Raw genomic sequence first — 20,810 nt, 5'->3', positions numbered from 1 at the left:
GGCCTTGAGCCGTGCCTTGCTGGATCGCACTCTGCGGCTCTCAACCCGCCGTGGCATCGGGAGCAGGGTGCCCACATCCAGGTACGAGGAGGCGGCTCAGAACGGAGGAACCGTCAGCTGGCTGCTCTGCCGCTCGCCTTGCGCTTGGCCGGCCGGGAACGCTGGAGGAAGTCGCACAGGGCTATGGTCTCTCGACTCGGCTCGTCGTCGATTTCGGCGAGAGTCGTGGTCAGAAGGGTGAGAGTGCGCAGGATCGCGTCGTGTCGGCCCAGGTTGGCTTGGAACCGGGCGATGTCACGGTAGATGGCCTCGTTGTAGCGATCCAGTTTGCGGGCCCTTTCCAGGAGAGCCAATGCCGACTCGGGTTCGTCCTCGCGCAGGATGCGAACCAGGGCGCTGACCGTGTCCAGCACGTCGCGTCGGAGGGCTTCGCGGGGAGCTTCGGTCCATTCCGCGGTGAGATCGGCCGCAAAGTCCCCGGCGTAGAGCTCGATAACGCGTTCCAAGGCGGTGCGATGGTGCTGCTCGCCGGTGTCGTAGCGGCTGGTCTCCAGTGCGTCTTGCAGGTGCCAGAGGTCGACCGTGATCTGGTCGCGGCCCAGGCCATAGCGACCGTCTGCGTGGACAGTGACGTCGCTGAGCGCGTCGTGGGTCGCGATGCGCAGCGCCCGCCGTAGTTGGCTCAACGTCGCGTGGAAGCTGTTGTACGGGCGGTCTCGCGGAGCGTCCGGCCATATGGCGGTGGCCAGAGCCTCGCGTCGGGCGCCGTCACGGTGGAGAGCGAGGTAGGCGAGGACTTCGCGCTGCTTGGGGGCGAGGGCAGGGCTGAGATCGGCGTGCTCGTCACCGCCGGTTTGATGATGCGTCAGTCGCATACTGCCGAGGACGGACAGCTGCAGCGGCCGCTCGGCCGAGGGCGCTCGCTCGGTTGTGTGATGGCCTTCGTCGGTGGGCGGTGGTGAGGTGTCCGCGGGTGTCGGCGAAGGTGGATGGCCTGGCACGGTGCGGCGAGGGTGGCGAGGGTCGTCTGTGGCCAGCGGGATGTTCAGCCCGGGCTCGTCGTCAGTCGTGGGGGCCACGTGCTTGTGGTCTCGTGCGCGTTGAGATTGGGAGTCGAGGCCGGCGGGGGGTGGATCGTCATCACGTGTCGTGGGGGATGCCTCCTCACGTTGCGCGTTGTCCGGGCCGACCGTGTTCTGGCGCCTGTCTGAGCGGGGTGGCTGCTGGGCCGCGGGGCGAGGAGCAGGTCCCTGAGCGAGGTGGCGGCGGGGCCTTGTTGGCGTAGGTCGGGGAGTGGGTGCTTGGCTGTCGAGGTTGTGTCGGCCTGATGCAGGGGCTGGCGTGGGCCTGGTGACGGGAGGACGCTGAGCATGAGGGCGTTCTGCTGGTTGCGCCTCGTGGAGAAGGCCGAGCAATGTCTGGGTGTCGGTAGCGGGCATCGTGAACAGTCGGGCGCCGGTGAGTATGTCGGCGACGGAGGAGCTCGTGGCGGCGACGGTACCGTCTGGCCGGATGCGGGCGGTGCCTCCGGCGCGCCACTGACCGAAGAGAACGCCGGCCAGCCCGAGCGTGGAGCCGTTGTCGAGGACGGCTTGCAGGCGGCGGTCAGCGTGCGGAGCGGGGGTGGCGACGAGCACCAGGTCACCAGCAGGCAGGCCGGCCGCGTCCGGAACGGCGTCGGGATCGGTGCGCGTGCGGGTAAGCAGTTCGGCCTCCATCGTGTCGAGCGCTGCGTCAAGGTCGTCGACGACGCGCAGCCGGGCGGGGCGGCCGGTATATTCGCCGATCAACGTGTGGACGTCGGAGGCTGGGATGAGGATCTCGCAGGCGCCGGCCGCGGACTGACGGGGTTCGGCGAGCAGGGCGACGAGCAGTGCGCGGATGGCGTCGAGGGCTCCTGGGCCGACGATGCCGAGTCCGCGGGCACGGGCAACGTTCCAGGCGAGTGCCTGACCGTCCTTGACGCCGATGACCCGCTCATCCGTCGGTGGGGCCGGGGGTGCTGGGGGGTGCTCACCGGTCGACCGGGGTGCTGGGGCTGGGCGGGATTGTGCGGGCAGGTCAGGTACGTCGGGGTCGTCGGCGCGTGGTGCGTCGTCGTGGGCAAGGCGCAGGGCGCGTACGACCGGGGCAATGGTCAGGTCGTCGCGTTCGCCGCTGCCGGGGCGGTAGCGCACGCGGCGCCGCCGCCGGACGGTGAGCAGGGCAGCGGTGATCAGCGCGGCGAGGCCGATGCCGACGAACGCTCCGGTGGGCAGGCTGATGCCGGGCTGGCGGTGAAGACCGTGGGCAGGCAGGGACGGGGACGGCGCCGTCGGGGTGCTGTTGAGCGGCGGTGTGCTGGGCCCCGCGGAAGGGTCAGGGGAAGGTGAGGGGCTCGGCTTGGGAGGGACGCTGGTCTGCGGAGGATGCGGGGGCTCCGGCGTGGGGCTGAGGGTTTTGCGGTGTCCGGGGCCGTAAGTGCCGGATTTGGAAGGGTTGTTGGGCAGGCGGAGGATCCAGCCGGGGCGGATCAGGTTGGGCTTGGTGAGGGCGCGTCCGTCGGGCTGGGGGCGGCCGCGGTTGAGGGCGTAGATCTCGGGCCAGCGGCTCCCGTCGCCGAGGGCGCGGTCGGCGATGCGCCACAGGGTGTCGTAGATGCCGTCGCGTGGCGGTTCGACTTCGACGGTGCCGGCTGCGCGGCTGTGGCGTTGGTTCTGATGCGCGGCAGTGAGGGGCTGGGCGAAGGCAACAAACGCCGCATGAGCGGGCGTTGGGGCGGCTGCGGTTGTGGGGGCGGTACTCGTCGCTACAGGGATCGGTGAGGCGGTTGCTGCGGCCGTGGGCCGCTGGGAGATCAGGGCCATGATGATCGTTCCGACGAGCGCGGCGGCCAAGACGTTGAGCGGCCCTGCGTGAGGCATCGTGGGCCGGGGGAAGGCCCGGGCCTCGTCCACGGCAGCGCGGGCGACGTCGAGGACGAATGCGGCCCAGACCGGCCAGAGGATGCACGTCAGGGTGTGGAGCAGGAAGCTGGTGCTCATCGGGGCGAGCAGGGTCGCTTCGATCTCCGGCCAGGTGGGGAAATGCCGTGGAAGCGGCCAGCCGATGTAGCGGGCCAGGCCCCAGGGGATGCCCGCAGCCAGGGCGGCCAGCAGCACTGTGGCGAGCAGGCCGCGCAGCAGGGCGGCGGCTCGCCGGGCCGACCGGGGAGAGGGGGGAAGTTGGCGTGCGGGCATGGCCGGGCCTTGTCAGGGTTCGGGGGCGTTGATGCCGCGGGCTGGATGGGCGGAGCCGGTGCTGGTCACGGTCAGGGAGTCAAGGCCGAGCAGTCCGAGGAGTTGTGTGTGCTGGTGGGCGGTGACGGCCACCGTGACCGTGTCGCCGCTGACGGTGACGGTGCCCGTGTCGCCGGTGGAGGCGAGGTAGGTCTGGGCCAGTGTGCGGGCCTGGCCGGGGACGAGGCGTACGGTGCCCGACTCGCGGTACTCGGCGAGGTCCAGGGCCTGGGCGCCTGCACGGGCTGCTTCCTGGGCTTCGCCGATGGCGCGGGCCTTGGCGGCCAATGCGAGGCCGCCGTCCACGACGAGACCTACGAACATCACGATCGCGATTGCGAGGATGACGACGAACGGCGTGACCTGGCCGTTCTCGTCATCGGCGAGGCCGCGCAGGCGGGTGGGGAGGCCGTGCAGTGTTCTCACGGTGTGTCACCTTCTGCGGTGGTCGCGGTCGGAGGTGTCGTGAGTTCGTGTCCGAGAGCGCAGGCGATGGCTGTGATGGTGGCGAGGCAACGGAGTTGACCGCTCTGGCGGCGAGTTACTGACGTTTCGTCGGGAATCCTGAAGCATCGTCGCTCATCTCGATTCCTGGTCAGTCTGGGAGAACCGGAGTTACGACTCTGGGTGTGATGGGGCCGCTCGGATCGCCGCTGCGGTTTACGACTATGGCGGCAGCCGAGCACCCCATCCCACGGCACGCCGCCGGGCACGCTCCCGCCATGAGCACCCAACCGCCACCGCATGCCGAAGGCGGCCGTAGCCTGGCCGACGACTGTGACACCTGCCCAGCCCGCTTCACGGCCAACTCCAGAATTCGCGAACCCAAGAGCTCTGGAGCGGTAGACGTCGACCGGTGAGGCGAAGTCGGCGGTGAGGGTGGTGGTGCCCGGCACCTGGAGCAGGGCCAGGTCGTGCAGGCCGACGGTGCAGGAGACGGCGACCTTCACGGTGGATCCGGCTTGCAGGCTGCCCCGGACGGTGACCGAAAGGCTCTGGCACGTGACGCCGGCCTCGCTGAGGGCGGTGGCAGCGGTAGACCGGGCATCTGCCCCGGCGGCCGACTGGCTGCGGTCCAAGGTGGCGGCGCGGGCGGCCTGGTGGGCGGCGTCCTCGATCTGGAGTCGGGAGTCGGACAACCGCCCGCAGTAGACCAGGAACCACAGCATCAGGATCAGGATGGGAATGGTCAGGACCAGTTCGACGGTCACCGATCCGCGCGCATCGTGCCACAGCCCGGCAAGCTGACGGCCGGCGTGCTGCGGCTCGTCCGGGGCCGGGCGCAGACCAGCGGTGCGCGGGAGCTGCCTCATGGCGCCGCCTGGTTCGCTGTCTGACGGAACCGTTCGACGGGCCCGGACGCATGTGCGCGGACCGGCAGTTGAAGAAAGGGAATGACGGTGGAGGCGGTGCCGGTGACCCGGACCTCGGCGTTGTCGGCGGTGCGGATGACGGAGACGTGCGCACCGCGCAGCGGTCCGCGGCCGAGTTGGTCGAGGACGCGCTGGGCTTCGCCCTGGCCGGAGACAACGGTGCCGTTCTGGACGCGGGTGACGGCCAGGGCGTCGGCGGCGGTGGCCTGGGCGATGTGGGCGGCGTGCCACCAGACGGTGGCCTGGGCAAGCAGCAGCACCATGGTGAGCAGCGCCGGCATGATGATCACCATCTCGGCGGTGACCGCCCCCCGCTCGCCCCGCAGGAGACCAGCGCGGAGGCGGGAGTCGGTGCTCGCTCCGCGGCATACAGCCCGTTGCTGTCTGGGCGCAGTAAACGTCATGTCGGCACGGCCTACTTGAACACCACGCTCTTCGCCGCGGCGGTGATCTCCGGGCCGAAGATGCCGACGATGGTGAGGGCGAGAGCGGCGAGACCCGCGATCCAGATGACATGCTCCGTGGTCACCCCACGGTCGTCATCGACGAGGCGGCGGATCAAGGATCGGGCATGGTTCACAAGCGAATTCAGCAGAGACATCAGGGTTTCCTCCTGGCGTCGACACCTCGTTACAACGAGTTCGTGATCTGCGTCAGAGCGGGATAGAAGACGAAGATGATGAAGCCGAAGGCCATGAGGATGCCGGGCAAGGCCATCCGTTCCGTGGCGGCGTTGGCTTTGCCTTCGGCCTCGGCGCCGCTGCGTTGCCGCATGGCGGCGGCCTTGGCGGCCAGCGAGGCACGTACCTTGGCTCCCTCGGTCCCCGCCAGGGACAGTGCGGCGGCGAGTTCGGTCAGCTCGCTGATCTGGAGTTCCTCGCCGAGCTGCCCCAGTGTCGCCCAGGGGGAAGTGCGGGTGAGCCGGGCGATGTTCAGTGCTCGGCGCAGTTGCCGGAAGGACCAGCCTTGCCCGATGCCGGCCGCGTCGGTGAGGGCGCCATCGACCCCGGCTCCTCCGGCGAGCAGGACGTGAATCAGGTTCAGGTAGGCGCCCAGCGCGTGCCGGAAGGCTTCCCGGCGACGTTCGGCCTCGGCCCGCACCGTCGCATCCGGCAGGAGGAAACCGCCGACCGCCAGGGCCAGCGAGCCGCCCAGCGGCACGGGCCAGGGCAGCGGGCGACCGCCCAGAGCCAGCAGTACACCGACCGCGGCGGGCAGGAGCAGCCCGGTCAGTGCGAGCGCGGCCTTTTCCGCCAGGTGCGCTTCGGGCGACCGTTCGGCGATGGCGAGGTCCTGGCTAACCGTGCGGCCGGGCAGGCCGAGCGTGCGCAGCAGGCCGGTGAACGGGCTGCCGAGCCGTACGGCCCAGCCGCCCGAGTCGGTGGTGAGGATCGGCGGCGGCGCGGGAGTGTCGTTCAGCCGGGAAATCAGCGCCGACAGGGGCGGGCGAGGCGGCACCAGCCACACCACCAGCGCCCACAGGCCCAGCCCTAGCCCGACGCTCAGCAGAACCAAAGCGATCATTCAGGTCACCTCCTGATGCACGGTCGCGGCAGCCTCGGGTGTCTGGCCGATGGTTTCGAGCCCGGTGAAGAACCGGTCGGGCTCCTCGTGGCGGGCCAAGAGGCGCAGCCACATGAACGCGGCGGTGAACAGTGCCCCGATCAGAAGCAGGATCAGTTGCCCGGCCACGGAGTCGTACGGAGTGAGGAATTGGGGGTTGAACAGAATGAGAGCGCCCGCGAAGCTCAGGGTGGTGATCACCACCACCCGCATCGTCGTGCGGGTGCGGGTGCGGCTCGCCTCGATGCGGTGGCGCATCTCCACTTGCGCGCGGGCAGTGGCCGCGAGCTCGCCCAGCAGCGGGGCGAGTTGCCGGGCCGGGTGCTCCGAGGCCAGCATCAGGGCGGCGATCACCAGGTCGGCGGTCGGATCTGCCAGGTCGTCCGCCAAGTGCCGCAGGGCGGAGGTCAGGCGCTCGCCGCGCTCCAACCTGGCCGCCAGGTTGGCCACTTGAGCGCGGACGGCCTGTGGCGCCTTGGGGGCGGTGGCCAGGATCGTCTGTTCCAGTCCGGCTGCCGCAGCGAGGGTGTCGCGCAGCATCTCCGTCCATCCCGCGATGCCCTCGATCCGGGCGGTCTGCTCCCGGTCGGCCGTGCCGGAACCGAGGATCCGCGGCAGGCTCCAGCCGCCCATCGCCGCCAGCAGTCCGCCGACCACCCACCCGGTGATGGCCCCGACCAGCACCCCCGCCCCGACGGCGACCGCCAGCCAGCGCCCGGCGTGGCGGCGCGGCTTGCGTTGCCGCCGGGGGTGAGCCGTACCGGCAGCAGAGGCGGGGAATCGCCACGCATGTGTGACGAGCACCAGCCCGCAACCGATACCGAGGCCCAGAAGTCCCATCAAGGGCACGTATCCGGTCATGGCTGTCGCCACATCCACTCGGGGCGGTCGGCCGCCTCCGGTTTGAAGCCGACCGCGACCAGGTCCTCCATGGTCTCGGTGCGCAGCGGCACACCGGGCACCGCGCGCAGGTCCGGGCCGGGCCGGAAGACCTCGTTGGAGACGATCTGTTTGTCGTCGACGTCGACGATCTCCCGGATGGAGGACACCACGCGCTTGTCGTCGTGGCCGCGGGGCTTGTCCAGGTGGACGACGAAGTCGAGCGCGTTGGCCACGAGCAGGTTGGTGGCCTCCAGCGGCAGCCGCTCAGGGCCCTGGACGGCGTAGGCGGCCAGTTTGGTGAATGCTCCTCGGCTCGTGGATGCGTGGAGTGTGCCCATGGAGCCGTCGTTGCCCTGGGACATCGCGTTACACATCGGAATGACCTCGGGCCCGCGGACCTCGCCGACGATGACCCGGTCCGGGGACATGCGTAGTGCCCAGCGCACCAACTCGGCCTGGCTGACCTCGCCTTGGCCCTCGATGTTCGCCTCGCGCGCCTGCATCGCCACCACGTCCGGGTGCGCCTGCTCATCGACGTCGAGGCCGAGCTCGAAGACGTCCTCGACTGTGACCAGCCGTTCCCACGGCGGGATCTCGGAGGCCAGGGCGCGCAGCATGGTGGTCTTGCCGATCGCGGTTCCGCCGGTGATCAGGATGTTCTTCCGTGCGCGGACCATCGCGGTCAGCAGAGACTTCAGGCCGGGGTCGAGGGTGCCGTTCTCGCTGAGGTGAGCCAGGGTGGCGTGCTGGAAGCGGTGCCGTCTGATGGACAGAGACGGCCGGGCGGTGACGGCCATCACGGCGAACGCACGCTCTCCACCGGGAAGTTGGAAGCTCACTCCGGGGCTGCCTCGGTCGAAGCGGCGTTCCTCCAGTCCGCTGCGGGCTGCCAGGTCGCGGATCAGCTGCACCAGCTCAGTGTCTGAGCCGACGACCGGTGGCAGGCGTTCGCGGCGGCCGTCGGCATAGCGGACGAAGACTCGGTCGCCGGTGACGTTGATGTTCTCGATCTGTGGGTCTGTCAGTAGAGGTTCCAGTCCGGCCAGCCCGAACACCTCGTTCAGGACGGTGGTGATGACCATCTGCTCAACGTCCGGTGCCACCACCTCTTGCCCACTGGTGAGGATCTTGTGGGTGTACTCCTCGGCGGCGTCCGTGAGGATCTTCCCCGCCAGGGCTAAACGATCGGCGTCGGTCATAGGGGGGCGTCCGGCGGCCTCGTCGTCGCGGATCTGCTGCGCCATCCGCTCCGAGAGTTGCTGGCGCAGGTGGATTCGCAGGCGCTCGGCCGGCGGTCCGGTCTGCATCCGGCGGCTGCCCAGGCCGTGGAGCATGGCAGGGCGGGTGGGGGGCTGTCCGTGTCCGTCCGTCGGCGGGAAGACTCCCCCGTATGCCAGGGCTGTGTAGTTCTTCTCCGGTTCGGTCATCGCCGTAACTCACTCCATGACTTCCGTGGTTCGCTGTCCTGGCTGGCCGGCGGCTCGACGAGACCCGTCCCGGGGTTGGTGTCGGCGACCTGTTCCTGCTGCACTGATCCGGCTGCCTCGAGGGCACGGGAGGAGGTCAACTCGGCAATGCGGACCATGGTCCGGCCCAGGGGCGAACGGGCTGGTGCCGAGCGCCGGCCGGGGCGCCCGCCCAGTGCGGCAGCGCCCTTCGGGTCTTCCGGGATGCGGGCCATCACCTCGACTTCCAGCTCCCGCTCCACCTCATCGGTCGGATAGCCGTCGCCGACCAGCACGAAGCAGCAACGCCGCGACCAGCGCGCCGCTGTGTGCCACTGCGTGGCCACATGGGCCAGGGCGTCGTCGCGGGCGCGGGCAAGCAGCAGCATGACGTCTGCCTCCCGGACCACCTCCAGCGCCGGGGAGTCCGGGCCGATGCGCCCGCAGTCGGCGATCACCACCGTGCCGACGCGGTTCGCGGCCCGCCGGAGCACCCCGGTTTCGCTCGGAGCAAGCTGAGAGAGCGACGCGCGGGCCTGGTCCGCACCGGCCGGACCGACGACCACCGGCAGTCCGCCGGGCAGCCGCTGCGTGTGCTGCCAGACCAGCCCCGGTTCTGCTCGGTGCCGGGCGGCCGCGGCCAGACTCATCAGCCCCGGCGCCGTCTCCAGCCGGTAGCGGCCCAGCAGGTCTCCCCCGGCCGGATCGCACTCGACGACCACCGGCTGCTCCGCGGACGGCCACCCGGCCGCCAGGCCCAAGGCGGCTGTGGTCACGCCCGGGGAGCCCTTCAGGCTGCACAGCGCCACCAGCGTCACCGCCCGCCTCCATGCACCATCACCACACTGATCTGGCCCGCCGGTGCCGCGGCCAGCTGGCGGGCATCCGCCTGGGCCATCTGCAGCGAGATCACCGTGGTCTGATCAGTGCTATCGCTCCGCACATCGGTCACCGAGGCGTCCCACGCCGACTGTGACGACGAGGATGTCGAGTTGGTGGCGTTCCCGCTGGTAGGGGCCACCACCACCGTTACTCGGTTGCCGGGTTGCACCCCGGTTGGGAACTGGCCGGCCTTGAGTCCCACAGCGGCGATTGCCTGCCCGGCCGGCGGGACATGGGCCTCGCCCAGCACGTTCTTGGTCAACGGGGTCCCCGCCGGCAGGCTGTAGGCGACTGGCCGTCCCTCCGCCTTGGCGCGCGAGCTCACCGGGATGAACGCCAGCCCGCTGTCGGCCGACACGCTCTCCTCCCGCAGGTCCTGGTCGGACAGCACCTTCCCAACCGAGACTGAACGGGCCAGCACCAACACCGGCTCCTGATGGCCAACCCTTGTCGCCACTACGACGCCGCCTGCGGTGCAACCCAGGACCAGCAGCATTCCCACCAATAGATATGGAAGTCGACGCGGTCTCGGCGCACTGGCCATCCGTGCCGGATGCCTCCCGTTACGACGCCCCGTCCAGCCCTCAGGCATGCTTCCCTGCTTGGGCGGATCCGGGTGCGCGGGCACACGGATATTCACCAACTGCCACCTCCCGGCACAGGACTTCTCCCACCGCGCCGTCGACGCGATGAACAAGATCACGTGATGTCGCTCCCGCGCCGCCTGGTGACGACGCAGGCGAGATTCGGCGTCAGCCGCCGTTGTTCAGTGCCTGGCTCTCCGCGACGCGGAAATCCGCATTCGATGTGGTCGTCATGTCGGGGAAAACGCCGGTCTGGCCTGCACCGGCCCAGGTCACCGTCCAGTGCACCGTCGCCGAGACCGCGTAGGCGCTGTCCGGTTGGCCCGCGGACGAGGTGCGGTAGGTGTAACCACAGTCCGGGGACGGGCTCTTCGGGCTCATGCTCGCCCCATGTGGTGTCCCGGGTCCGCCGCATGTCACCGACCTGCCGTCGCCCATCGTCCACACCACGGACTTCGGCCGCGCCACGGCTGTCACCGACACTCCTGGCACCGATGCCGTCGCCGACACCGTCCCCCATTCGCCGCGGTCCAGCCACAACCAGGTCGGCAGGTTCACCAACTGCTCACCGGCCGGATTCGCCTGGATCTGCGTCGACGGCAACCGCAACTGGTTGCGCGCGACCTGCGCCAGCTGGGCCGGCGTCGGCTGTGGAGCGCCCCCACCCTGCTGCGGCGCGTCCGGAATCCAGATCGGCGGCCGGTACACCGCGTCCCGTACTCCGCCCGCCGCGCACTTGTACACGTACCATGCCCCCGACTCCCCCGGCTTTGGGTCTGCCGCCGGCACGACCACCGCGGGTGTGGCCGGGGAGTACACCGCGGGCGCCGCCACAGCCGCCCTGCCGCCGTCCTGCCCGCCCTCGTACGCCGTCTGTGTCACCCCGGGCGGGGGCTTGTAGTCGCTGCGCTTGTACGAACAATCTGCCAGATTCAAGTCCGGGTTCGCGTGCTTCGGCGCCTCCCGGGCACCGGCCCCGCTGTTCCCACCGCCGCTGGACGTACCGCCCGAGCCGGAGGACCCTCCGCCGCGCTGCGGGAGCGCGCCGTGCCGACCACCCGACCCCGCACCCAGCTTGCAGCCCGGGTAGGGATTCTGGTTGCAGTCGGCATTCCCCCACCCATCGGCCGTCGCCGGGATGACGCTCACGACTACTGCTGCTGCGGCCACGCCCGCCGCGACGATCCCGCTTCTCAGCATGAGCCCAGCCCTTCAACTGCGAACCGGGTGACCCTCCAGGGCCCGGGCGCCTGCCTCTTCACCTCAGCGGTGATCGCCCGTCGTCCCCCGCCCTCGTCCGCGAGCTTGCCGTTGCCCTTCCGGTACTTCAGCCAGTGCGTCGAATCACCGCAATCAGAAATCATGACCGTCGAAGGATTCGCCGCGGGCTTCGCCGAGGTCACCTTCGGGAAGTTCTTCGGATTGCCCTTCGTCACCAGGCCGTTGAGATGATCCGCGTACAGACTGCGCGAGATCACCGACAGCGCGTCGCCGGTCGCATACTGCCCCAGCGTCGGCGAGTTCCAGTCCGACGTCTTCGCTGCCTGGGCCATGTCCCGCCACATCCCCAAGTACGCCGTCGTCGCCTGGGAGCGCGCGACCTCCGCGAGGGAGGCAGACGACGAGGAACCAGACGCCGATCCGCCCGCTGAGCCAGCGGGCATTCCGCTCCCATCGCGCGATGTCGAACCAGTCGCCCCCGTCGCACTACAACCGGCGATCAACAGCGTCAGGACAGCCGTGCCCGTTCTCCAAGCGGCCCGACCGACACGCGTACATGCCCCTAAGACCACCACAGTCACATCACCCCGCGAACGATGCAGATCCCGTCACCTGGCACATGAACGTTTTCCAGGTCTACCGCTTCGCCCCGTTCCCATTGCAAGGTGCGAACGCCACACGTCACGCTCCAACTTCACAGAGGGAACGGCCACTTGACGGAATCTTTACCAACGGATCAAGACTCCATTGGCATTTGCCCGGCGGGCGAACGGGGAGCGTCGCCCCACTCTGCTGGCGGTGCCGCATCGCGGTTTGAGGACCTCGGATGACCGCCCGCCATGCTCACCTCGCACTATTTCACCAGGTTGACACGATAATTCCGGTTCAGGGTTGAGATGGAACTTCAGGAGATCGCCTCATGGGCCGCTGCAATCTGGGCTATCGACAGATTCGTGCATGGCATAGTCCGTCACCTCGACCTACCACCGGGGCCGGCACAACCCTGGCACCGCGGTCCATCCATGTGGTCGTCACAGCCGCAATCACGGCAATACTGCTTGTCGGCGACGCTTTTCGAGAGCGCCGACAACCGCTGCCGGGTAGCCCTCCCTGGGGCCTGCGTGGCTACGCCGACACCACCGTCGGCCCCGTGGTCGAGGCGGATGCTCACCGCGATCATCGCGGTAAGCGCTGGTGTCCAACAGCTGCAGGTCCGTGGCGGCGGCCTCGCGGGAGGCCAGACTGCTACCCCTCCTTGGCGAACTCCACGAATGCCACCCAGATGGCCGGCTGGACGGCGATGGCTCCGCGACTGCGCGCCTTTGTATCCCGCACCATCATTTTCATCGGTTCGTTGCCGGCTACTTCGATGCAGTGATCTGCAAGCCCTAACTCCGCGGCATTGGCTCAGGTCGAGATACAGGGTCGTACGGCGTCGACGTACCGTCGATGGGGCTGCCCCTATGTCCTACTCCCTGCCACTCCCGCCCGCAGGGAGGCGAGCAGGCAGTACGTGCTGTGTCAGAGCAGGTCGGCGCTGGGACGGCAGCGACTAGGATGCCGTGCGGGCCCCAGACCTACCCCCTTCCGCCGGCCCCAGGTGCCGCCCTCACGGTCACCGCGCCCCGCCCGTCCCAGATCGGAGGTCTCCAGCCGATGTCGACCGCGCGGCAGCCCGTTCCGAAGCCCGGTCCGCCTGGGCCTCGCGACCACTGGTTCCAGCCGCGCCGTTCGGGTTTCCGCTGGGAGCAGGAGGGTCTTGAGCATGTACGGCAGCTGATGCCAGCGGCTGAACCGTACCGGGCATGGGCGACGTTCCGGTTCACCGGCGTCACGGGCCGGGTCAACGAGTGCGATCTGCTGATCGCCGTGCCCGGCGGCGTCTATCTGCTGGAGCTCAAGGGGCACCCGGGCCGCGTAGTGAATCACGGGGACACCTGGCAGTTCCACGACGACCGGGTGCGGACGCTGCGCAACCCGCTGCACCTCACCGACCTCAAGGCCAAGGAGCTGAAGGCCCAGCTGGAGCGTGCCGCGCGCGCGGCGGGGATCCCTGAGGCGAAGATCCCCTTCATCAAGCCGGCGGTCTTCCTGCACGATCCCGACCTGGTGAGCGAGCTGGATGAGTTCCAGCGCGCATCGGTCTACGGACGTAACGGCGGCACCAGCGGTCTACCAGGCATCTGGGACGGCCTGCTCGGGCTGCCGCCAGAGCGGGAAAGCTGGCGCGTCACCCCGCAGGACAGTCAGCGGCTCGAAATGCTGATGAAGCGCATCGGGATCAGCCACTCCACCGCTCACCTGCGGTTCGGGGACGACTGGCGGCTCGCGCCGCGCGCGCTGGACGCGGGCCCCGGCTGGGAGGACCGGCTCGCCGTGCGTGACGACGGCCTGGTCAAGGAGAACGGCCGGGTCCGGATCTATCTGTCGGGCCAAGCCGCGTCGGCGGAGCAGCGCGGCCGGGTGGACCGGGCGGCCCTGCGCGAGTACCAGGTGCTGCAAGGCATCAACCACCGCGGCATCGTCCAAGCCGTGCAGATCCGCGAACACCAGGGTGGCCCGGCGATCCTGTTCCGGCACCAGGAGTCGGACCTGCGGCTCGACGCATACCTGGATGCCTACGGGGACCGGCTCACACCCACCGCGCGCCTGGACCTGGTGCGCCAGCTCGCCGAGGCCGTTCGGTACGCCCACAACCGTTCGCTGTATCACCGGGCGCTTTCAGCGCGTTCGGTGTACGTGTCCGCGCGCGAGGACGGTACGGAACCGGTGCTGCGGATCGCCGACTGGCAGACCGCCGCCAGGGACTTCGACACCACCTCGCATCTCACGCTCGGGCAGACTCCGCTGGACTCCGGCCTGGTCGCCGACATCGCCCAGGTGTACCTCGCCCCGGAGACCGCCCGGGAGTTCGCGGACCCGGTGGATCTCGATGTCTTCGGTATCGGTGCTCTCTCCTATCTGCTCCTCACCGGCAAGCCGCCCGCCGACGCCCGGGGCACCCTGGTGGACCGCCTCGCCGCGGAGGGCGGGCTCCATCCGTACGCGGTCTCCGACAACGTCTCCGGGGCACTCGACGACCTGGTCTTCCGGGCCACCGCCTCCGATGTCCAGAACCGGCTGTCGTCCGCCGAGGAGTTCCTGCGGCTGCTCGACGCCGCGGAGGCCGATGACGCCTCGGCGGGGCGCGGGACCGTAGAGGTCGAGGACCCCCTCACGGCCAAGGCTGGGCGGCGCCTCGACGCGGAGTGGGAGGTCGTACGGGTCCTGGGCACCGGCGCGACCGCCCGCGCCCTGCTGGTGCGCCGGGTCGAGGACGGGGTGCCGGATCCGGCGTCTCTGCGGGTGTTCAAGGTGGCGCTCGACCGGGAGAAGGACGCGCGGCTGTACGCGGAGGCGAAAGCGCTGCGCGAGGTGGGCGGCAGCCGTATCGTCAAGCTGCTCGCCGATCCCCGTGAGCTGGGCGGGCACACCGTTCTGGAGATCGAGTACGCGGGCGGGTTCCGGCCGGCGGACGACCGGGACCCCGTCAGCCTCGGGTCCCGGCTGCGCGGCATGGGCCGGCTCCGGTACACCCAGCTCGAGCGGTTCGGCAACGACCTCTTCGAGGCGCTGGACACTCTTGCCGCCCGTGGGGTGCGCCACCGCGACATCAAGCCGGACAACCTGGGCCTGTTCAAGCGCAGTGACGGTTCGTGGCAGCTGATGCTGTTCGACTTCTCCCTGGCCGACGCTCCCGACCAGGACCTCCGCGCGGGCACCCGCGGATATCTCGATCCCTTCCTGGGCGGCAGTCGCCGCGCCCGCTACGACGACCACGCGGAGTGGTACGCGGCCGCGGTCACACTGCACGAGATGGCCACAGGCGAGCGACCGGTGTGGGGCGACGGCCAGACCGATCCACTGACGGTTCCGAACGCCGAACTCTATGTGGCCCGCGAGCTGTTCGAGTCCGCGCTCGCAGAGGGCCTGACCGAGTTCTTCGAGCAGGCGCTGCACCGTGACGTCGAACAGCGCTACGACAGCCTTCGTCAGATGCAGGAGGCCTGGCGCCAGGTCTTCCGCAGGGCCGACTTGGCGCGCCCGGCCACCACGCCCGCGACGGTGGACACACTGGCGGCGGATGTCGAGGACGCCCGCGAGCAGGCCGCCGCCGCCGCGGACCTGACGACCCCGCTGGACGCCGCGGGGCTCTCACCTCGCGCCGTGTCGGTGGCGGCCGGTCTCGGCGCCGAGACGGTGGGCCAACTGCTGGACGTCCCGCCGCACACGATCTCCCGCGCGCGGGGCGCCGGCAACGTGATCCGCAAGGAACTCAACCGGCGCCACCGTCAGTGGTCCCAGACGCTCCGCAGACGTGCCACGGCGAAGAAGCCCGTGCAGGTGTCGGCCGACGCTCCCGTGGAGGCCCTGGAAACGGTCGAGACCCTCGCGGCCCGGCTGGTTCCGGCCGAGGGCGGCCCTCGCACGCGTCCCCGGCGCGACATCGTGCTGGCCACGCTGGGCCTTCCGGGCGCCGGGACGGCCGACGAACTGCCGCCGTGGCCCGCCCAGTCCGCCATCGCCAAGGCCCTCGACGTCAGCCAGCCGACCGTCTCGGGAAACCTGAGCGCCGCGATCGAGCAGTGGGCGGCACTCGGCTGGCTGGAGAAGATCCGCGCCGAGCTGGTGACCATACTGTCCGAGCAGGGCAGGGTGATGACGGCGCAGGAGCTGGCCACCGAACTGCGCGTGCGGCACACGCCGGACGACGATGACGGTACCGCGGACCGCTCCGCCCTCCAGGCACAGGCGCTGGCCGTCGTGCGCGCCGCCGCCGAGATCGAGTCCCGCCTCGACGATGCCGCCGCCGCGGGCGAGGGCGACGAGGACGAGGCGGCACAGTTCGCCGTGCTGCGGCGCGGCGGCGCGGTACTGCTGGCCTTGGTGGATCTCCCCGGCAGCGACGACCCGACCCCGGTGGAACTCGCCGAGTACGCGACCCTGCTCGGCCGGGCCGCCGAGGACGTGGCGGCCCGCGATCCACTGCCGGGCGGTGCCTCCGCCCTGCGGGAACTGCGTGCGGTGCCCGCTCCGGAGGGAATGGCCCCGCTGGCCGACACCCGCCTGCTGTCCCTGGCCGCGGCGATGGCGGGCGGGGTCGGCGTCACACCGCGCTTCGAGCTGTTCCCCCTGGACCTGCGGCTGGACCGGGCGCTGCGGATCTCTCAGGCGGCCGCCGGGGTGCGGGCCGGCATCGGGATCGCCCTCGACGCACTGCTGGCCCGGGTACGGGCCCGGTTCCCGGGCCTTGCCGCGCTCGCCGACGCCACATACGTGGAGTTGGAGGAGGCGCTGTCCGAGGCGGACTTCCCGCTGGAGTACGAACGGGACAGCGGGCGCTTCTTCCCGCCCGAGCGAGACGCCGAGCAGAGCAGGGCCGCGTTCAGCGGGTCCGTGTTCACCAGCACCGGCGCACTGTACGAGGCCGCGCAAGCGCAGCTGGCGGAGGGCGTCGACCCGCGTCGGGTGATGGAGGTCCGGCTCCAGGAGGCGGTGCGCCGGGGCGGGTTCCTCGCCCTGACCGTCAAGGGCCTGTATCTGCCCGGTACGGCGCAGCGCCTCAAGGCCCGGTTCGATGTGCTGCCGGTCGATGTGGACGAGCTGTTCCTCACCGCCCTGCGTGAGCTGGCCGACGAGCAACAGGTGAAGTGGCGGGCGCTGTTGAAGGCGGATGCCAAGTTCGCCGAGACCGGCCGGATCGGGGCCGCGCTGGGTTCGTACACCCGGCTCGCCGCCGAGCGCGTCGCCACCCGCTGTACGGCCCTCGCCACGCAGGCGGGTCCTCGTACGGTGCTCCTGGCCCACCGGGCCGCGCTCGCGGCCCGCTACTGGGAGGCCGGCGGCCGTGAGCTCCTCGTCTCCCTCCAGGAGGCGGCCCGGCGCCCCCATGCCGTGCCGCACGGCCTGTGGCTGCTGGTTCCCATGGACGACCCGCAGGCTACCCCGGCGCTGGACGGCCGCACGGTGGACGTGGTGGACCGGGTGAGCGAATGGGCGGTCCTCGAGGGGCTGTTCATGAAGGAGTTGCAGGAACTTCCGCTGGCGAGCTGACGGGTGACGGCCCCTCCATGGGGCATGGTCGAATTCACTCCTTCGGCGCAGCCCGGCGGCTTATGATCAGCGTCGTGCCGGACGACGCCAAAGAACCCACGACGGACTACGCCTGTGCAGGGGAACGGCACTTCGAGGATGCCGACTATCTCCACGGCGCCGGACGGCTGCTGAATGCGGACCATCTCTTCGGGCTCGCGGTGGAGTGCCTGATGAAGGGGCTGCTGCTGCAGTTCGGTGGATCCGGCGGGGTGTCCATGACGGACAGGAGGAACAGGCCGGCCAAGATGCCATGGTGGGACAATCCCGCTACAGGAGACCGCGAGCCGCTCCTGCACATCGACCAGATGTGTTCGGCCCTGCCCCTGCTGGTTCAAGGGCGTCCCGGCCCTGCGCTCGACGAAGCCCTGACGAGGGTTTCCGCGGATTTCGAGAAGTGGGTCGTCGACGACCGCTATACCGACGGAACCCACATCGGCCCGGAACTCCTGACCCGCCGCCAGGAGGCGGCAACGCTCGCTCACGCGCTGCATGTGCACGTTCAATTCACCGGAAAGCTGCCATGACCCTCTACGACGAACCGGTCCGCTTCGACGCGGCGCGCCCGGCCGCCTTCGCCCTCGCCCATGAGGTCGCCGCGGAAGGCTTCGACGTCCTCCTGGTGAGGGATGTACTAGGCAGGTTCTCCCTGGTGGTGGAGGACGGAGAAGACGGCAACGCGGCGAGCAGTGAGCAGGCCGACCGCTGGCGGGAGTCCTTCACCGGCCGGCTGGGCCGCTACAGCGGGGAACGGCCGCTCGTGCTGGCCTCGGTCCTGCGGCTGCCTGCATCACTGACGGCCTCGCCCCGCACCCTCGAGGTCACGGCGGCCACCGGCTCGGCGGGCACGGTCCGATTCCTCGACAACACGGTCGTCGGCGAGGAATGGTCCCGTGTCACCACTCCCCCCGCCACGGACGAGGACGGGGCGCCCCGCCCCCGCCGTACCGCCCTGTACGGGTTCAAGGGCGGCGTGGGCCGCACGACGGCCGCCTCCGTGCTGGCCCGTCGGCTCGCCGACGAGGGGAAGATCGTGCTCGTCGTCGACCTCGACCTGGAGTCGCCCGGCGTGGGCCCGCTCCTGCTCGCAGGCGGCAGACTGTGCCAGCACGGGATCGTGGACCATCTGGTGGAGTCGGCGCTCGGCAATGCGGACGGGCTGGAGATCGTGACCCGCTCCGCGTACAACCCGAGCAACCAGGGCGAGTTGTGGATCGCGCCGGCGCGCGGGGCGGGCACCGAGGGCCTCCCCAACGGATACGTGGACAAGCTCAACCGTGTGTACGCCGACTCTGCGGGCGCTCGTTTCGCCGACCGGCTGGCCGCCACGGTCCGCGCCTGCGAGGAGGCCGTGGAGCGCGGCGACAGTGGCCGTCTGCCGGACGTGGTGCTGCTAGACAGCCGGGCCGGCATCCACGACGTGGCCGCCGTGACCATCTCGCATCTGTGCGACTACGCGCTGCTGTTCGGCGCGGACAACGACCAGACGTGGGCGGGTTACCGGGACCTGTTCGAGGCGTGGGCGGCGTCCGGGCAGGCGGCGCCCATCCGGAAGAAGCTGCGCATGGTGGCGTCGATGGTCCCGGACTCGGCGCACTACTCGATGGACGCCCACCTCGGCTCCTTCCGCAAGAACGCCCACGCGGCCTTCAGCGTCCTCTACGACTCGCTCGCACCGGACGAGATCGCCGGCGGCGGCGCGAACGGCTCCTGGGATCTGGCGGACGACGCCGCGCCCCACTCACCGATCCCGATCCTGTTCGAGCCGGGCCTGGTCGGCATGAACGTGCCCAACTCCCCGGACTGGCAGGATCGTGCCTTCGTCCAGGCCGCGTACCGTGACTTCCTGAACACGGCCGTCCCGCTGATCCTGGCGGACCTGGCCGCGGATTCCGAAACCGAGTCCGCCGAGTTCGCCGAGTCCACCGAGTTCGAGGAAGAAAGCCCATGACCGAGCCACTGAGCCCCGGCGAGTACCGCGACCTGCTGTCGCGCGCGCTGGAGGGCACCGTGGACGCGGACACCCGGCTCCCCACCCCGCACACCCTGTACATGCCCGATGCGCACCGCACCGCGCTGTACGTGGACAGCACCGTGGTGCAGGGCGACCGGGGCGTCGGCAAGACGTTCTGGGCCCGCTCCCTGCTCGAACCCGAACTGCGCGAGGCAGCGGCCACCGAGTACCGCATCTCACGGCTGAACCGCCTGCACGTCACGCCCGGCTTCGGCATGGACGTGGGGTCCACGCACTATCCGGGCCCCCTGGTGCTGCCCTCGCTCCTCGCGGGCGGCACGCTCCCGGAGGAGATCTGGTACGCCGTCCTGCTCACCGCGCTGGGGCAGCCCGAGCTGCTGAACATGGCCGACTGGTCGGACCGCGTGACCTGGGCGCGCACCCACCCGGGCCCGGCGGAGTCCACCATCGCGCAGGCCGACGCCCAGGCTGCCACCGAGAACATGGTGCACCTGCTGGTCTTCGACGGCCTGGAGCACCTCCACACCGACTGGGACACCCGCAACCGGCTGATCGCCGAGCTGCTCCGGGTGGCCATGCGGATGCGTTTCGGCACCCGCAACATCCGCCTGAAGGTGTTCCTGCGCCCCGACATGTTCGACGCGGCCAAGCAGCTCTTCCCCGACGCGTCGAAGCTGTCGGGAAACGCGGCCCTCCTGACCTGGTCCCGCGCCGACCTCTACGGTCTCCTCTTCCACCACCTGGGCAACGAGGACGACGAGGCGGCAGAGCGGTTCCGCCGCACCACCGGCGGCTGGAAGCACTCGGATCCCGGCGCGCCCGTGCGGTACGTTCCCCCGGCCGCCGTGCGCAACGACGAAAAGGAACAGCAGCGGCTGTTCGAGCGCCTCGCCGACCCCTACATGGGCACGAACGTCCGCCAGGGCCGCCCCTACACCTGGCTGCCCAACCACCTGATGGACAGCAACGGCCTGATCAGCCCGCGCAGCTTCCTCAGGGCGCTCGACGTGGCCGCCGAGACGACCCGCAGCATCCGCCCCTCGCACCACCGCGCCCTGCACCACGACGCCATCCGGAGCGGCGTGCGCCAGGCGTCCGTGGTCCGCGTGGACCAGATCTGCGAGGACACCCCGTGGGTGGAGCGGGCGATAGAGCCCCTCAAGGGCTGCCAGGTCCCGATCGCCCAGGGCAAGATCATCAGCATCTGGAAGGACCGCGGGCTGCCACTGCAGCTTCGCGAGGACTCGGCCCGCTACGCCCAGACCGACCGCCCCGAGCTGGTCCGTACCGGTCCCCGCCACCCCGACGACCTGCCTCGCCTGGTCCGGGAACTGATCGACCTGGGCGTCCTGCGCAACCGCGACAAGAAGCCCGTCAACGAGCTCGACGAGTACTCGCTCATCGACCTGCCCGACATCTACCGCCTCGCCTTCGGCCTGGGACGCCTGGGCGGAATCCCGCTCGCCGGCCGGTAGGGTCCGGTAGCTCCCCTGCGC

Annotated in this window: 16 protein-coding genes; 4 read left to right on the top strand and 12 right to left on the bottom strand. The window is 70.2% G+C overall.

Annotation, left to right across the window (positions count from 1 at the left end; translation table 11 throughout):
- Positions 1–113: 113 nt before the first annotated feature.
- From ACFY10_RS40280 to ACFY10_RS40225, 12 genes are all read right to left on the bottom strand, one after another.
- Complete coding sequence (locus tag ACFY10_RS40280; protein WP_390670256.1) at positions 114–3,218, bottom strand: hypothetical protein; 3,105 nt, start codon at positions 3,216–3,218, stop codon at positions 114–116.
- A gap of 12 nt (positions 3,219–3,230) precedes the next feature.
- Positions 3,231–3,683: a TadE/TadG family type IV pilus assembly protein gene (locus ACFY10_RS40275; RefSeq protein WP_390670255.1), complete on the bottom strand. Its 453-nt coding sequence runs from the start codon at positions 3,681–3,683 to the stop codon at positions 3,231–3,233.
- Positions 3,680–4,570, bottom strand: a complete 891-nt coding sequence (locus ACFY10_RS40270) for a TadE family protein (protein ID WP_390670254.1) — start codon at positions 4,568–4,570, stop codon at positions 3,680–3,682. The genes ACFY10_RS40275 and ACFY10_RS40270 overlap by 4 nt, the downstream gene beginning before the upstream one ends.
- On the bottom strand, positions 4,567–5,034 hold the full coding sequence (locus tag ACFY10_RS40265; RefSeq protein ID WP_390670253.1) for a TadE/TadG family type IV pilus assembly protein: 468 nt from the start codon (positions 5,032–5,034) through the stop codon (positions 4,567–4,569). The genes ACFY10_RS40270 and ACFY10_RS40265 overlap by 4 nt, the downstream gene beginning before the upstream one ends.
- A gap of 226 nt (positions 5,035–5,260) precedes the next feature.
- The gene (locus ACFY10_RS40260; protein WP_390670252.1) at positions 5,261–6,154 is read right to left on the bottom strand and encodes a type II secretion system F family protein; all 894 of its coding nucleotides are present in this window, start codon (positions 6,152–6,154) and stop codon (positions 5,261–5,263) included.
- Positions 6,155–7,054 carry a type II secretion system F family protein gene (locus tag ACFY10_RS40255; RefSeq protein ID WP_390670251.1) on the bottom strand — a complete coding sequence of 300 codons (900 nt, stop codon included), beginning with the start codon at positions 7,052–7,054 and terminating at the stop codon, positions 6,155–6,157. It abuts the gene before it with no gap.
- Entirely contained in the window at positions 7,051–8,502 is a 1,452-nt protein-coding gene (locus ACFY10_RS40250; protein ID WP_390670250.1) for a CpaF family protein, read from the bottom strand. The genes ACFY10_RS40255 and ACFY10_RS40250 overlap by 4 nt, the downstream gene beginning before the upstream one ends.
- A complete protein-coding gene (locus tag ACFY10_RS40245; protein ID WP_390670249.1) occupies positions 8,499–9,338 on the bottom strand; it encodes a hypothetical protein in 840 nt (279 codons plus the stop codon). Before ACFY10_RS40245 ends, ACFY10_RS40250 begins: the two co-directional genes overlap by 4 nt.
- The gene (locus ACFY10_RS40240; protein WP_390670248.1) at positions 9,335–9,898 is read right to left on the bottom strand and encodes an SAF domain-containing protein; all 564 of its coding nucleotides are present in this window, start codon (positions 9,896–9,898) and stop codon (positions 9,335–9,337) included. Before ACFY10_RS40240 ends, ACFY10_RS40245 begins: the two co-directional genes overlap by 4 nt.
- A gap of 256 nt (positions 9,899–10,154) precedes the next feature.
- On the bottom strand, positions 10,155–11,186 hold the full coding sequence (locus tag ACFY10_RS40235; RefSeq protein WP_390670247.1) for a hypothetical protein: 1,032 nt from the start codon (positions 11,184–11,186) through the stop codon (positions 10,155–10,157).
- Positions 11,180–11,539 carry a hypothetical protein gene (locus ACFY10_RS40230; RefSeq protein WP_390670246.1) on the bottom strand — a complete coding sequence of 120 codons (360 nt, stop codon included), beginning with the start codon at positions 11,537–11,539 and terminating at the stop codon, positions 11,180–11,182. Before ACFY10_RS40230 ends, ACFY10_RS40235 begins: the two co-directional genes overlap by 7 nt.
- A 913-nt stretch (positions 11,540–12,452) precedes the next feature.
- Positions 12,453–12,578, bottom strand: coding sequence for a DUF397 domain-containing protein (locus ACFY10_RS40225; protein WP_390670280.1), 126 nt, complete (start codon positions 12,576–12,578; stop codon positions 12,453–12,455).
- Between the two features lie 285 nt (positions 12,579–12,863).
- On the opposite strand from ACFY10_RS40225, the gene pglW reads away from it, so the two are divergent.
- The 4 genes from pglW to ACFY10_RS40205 all read left to right on the top strand — a co-directional run bounded on the left by pglW (position 12,864) and on the right by ACFY10_RS40205 (position 20,789).
- Positions 12,864–17,300, top strand: coding sequence for a BREX system serine/threonine kinase PglW (gene pglW / locus ACFY10_RS40220; RefSeq protein ID WP_390670245.1), 4,437 nt, complete (start codon positions 12,864–12,866; stop codon positions 17,298–17,300).
- A 74-nt stretch (positions 17,301–17,374) separates the two neighbouring features.
- Entirely contained in the window at positions 17,375–17,866 is a 492-nt protein-coding gene (locus ACFY10_RS40215) for a hypothetical protein (protein ID WP_390670244.1), read from the top strand.
- On the top strand, positions 17,863–19,290 hold the full coding sequence (locus ACFY10_RS40210) for a KGGVGR-motif variant AAA ATPase (protein ID WP_390670243.1): 1,428 nt from the start codon (positions 17,863–17,865) through the stop codon (positions 19,288–19,290). Before ACFY10_RS40215 ends, ACFY10_RS40210 begins: the two co-directional genes overlap by 4 nt.
- Complete coding sequence (locus tag ACFY10_RS40205) at positions 19,287–20,789, top strand: hypothetical protein (protein ID WP_390670242.1); 1,503 nt, start codon at positions 19,287–19,289, stop codon at positions 20,787–20,789. Before ACFY10_RS40210 ends, ACFY10_RS40205 begins: the two co-directional genes overlap by 4 nt.
- Positions 20,790–20,810: the final 21 nt, after the last annotated feature.

Origin of the sequence: Streptomyces sp. NPDC001401, assembly GCF_042895385.1 — a bacterium.
Taxonomy (GTDB): Bacteria; Actinomycetota; Actinomycetes; order Streptomycetales; family Streptomycetaceae; genus Streptomyces.
Note: the sequence above shows the minus strand (reverse complement) of the source record. Positions and strands in the feature narration are given on the sequence as shown.

Excerpts from the sequence above, each read along its gene's own strand:
- ACFY10_RS40280 (WP_390670256.1), bottom strand. The coding sequence starts at position 3,218 with ATGCCCGCACGCCAACTTCCCCCCTCTCCCCGGTCGGCCCGGCGAGCC.
- ACFY10_RS40270 (WP_390670254.1), bottom strand. The coding sequence starts at position 4,570 with ATGAGGCAGCTCCCGCGCACCGCTGGTCTGCGCCCGGCCCCGGACGAG.
- ACFY10_RS40265 (WP_390670253.1), bottom strand. The coding sequence starts at position 5,034 with ATGACGTTTACTGCGCCCAGACAGCAACGGGCTGTATGCCGCGGAGCG.
- ACFY10_RS40260 (WP_390670252.1), bottom strand. The coding sequence starts at position 6,154 with ATGATCGCTTTGGTTCTGCTGAGCGTCGGGCTAGGGCTGGGCCTGTGG.
- ACFY10_RS40255 (WP_390670251.1), bottom strand. The coding sequence starts at position 7,054 with ATGACCGGATACGTGCCCTTGATGGGACTTCTGGGCCTCGGTATCGGT.
- ACFY10_RS40250 (WP_390670250.1), bottom strand. The coding sequence starts at position 8,502 with ATGACCGAACCGGAGAAGAACTACACAGCCCTGGCATACGGGGGAGTC.
- ACFY10_RS40240 (WP_390670248.1), bottom strand. The coding sequence starts at position 9,898 with ATGCTGCTGGTCCTGGGTTGCACCGCAGGCGGCGTCGTAGTGGCGACA.
- ACFY10_RS40235 (WP_390670247.1), bottom strand. The coding sequence starts at position 11,186 with ATGCTGAGAAGCGGGATCGTCGCGGCGGGCGTGGCCGCAGCAGCAGTA.
- ACFY10_RS40230 (WP_390670246.1), bottom strand. The coding sequence starts at position 11,539 with ATGGCCCAGGCAGCGAAGACGTCGGACTGGAACTCGCCGACGCTGGGG.
- pglW (WP_390670245.1), top strand. The coding sequence starts at position 12,864 with ATGTCGACCGCGCGGCAGCCCGTTCCGAAGCCCGGTCCGCCTGGGCCT.
- ACFY10_RS40210 (WP_390670243.1), top strand. The coding sequence starts at position 17,863 with ATGACCCTCTACGACGAACCGGTCCGCTTCGACGCGGCGCGCCCGGCC.
- ACFY10_RS40205 (WP_390670242.1), top strand. The coding sequence starts at position 19,287 with ATGACCGAGCCACTGAGCCCCGGCGAGTACCGCGACCTGCTGTCGCGC.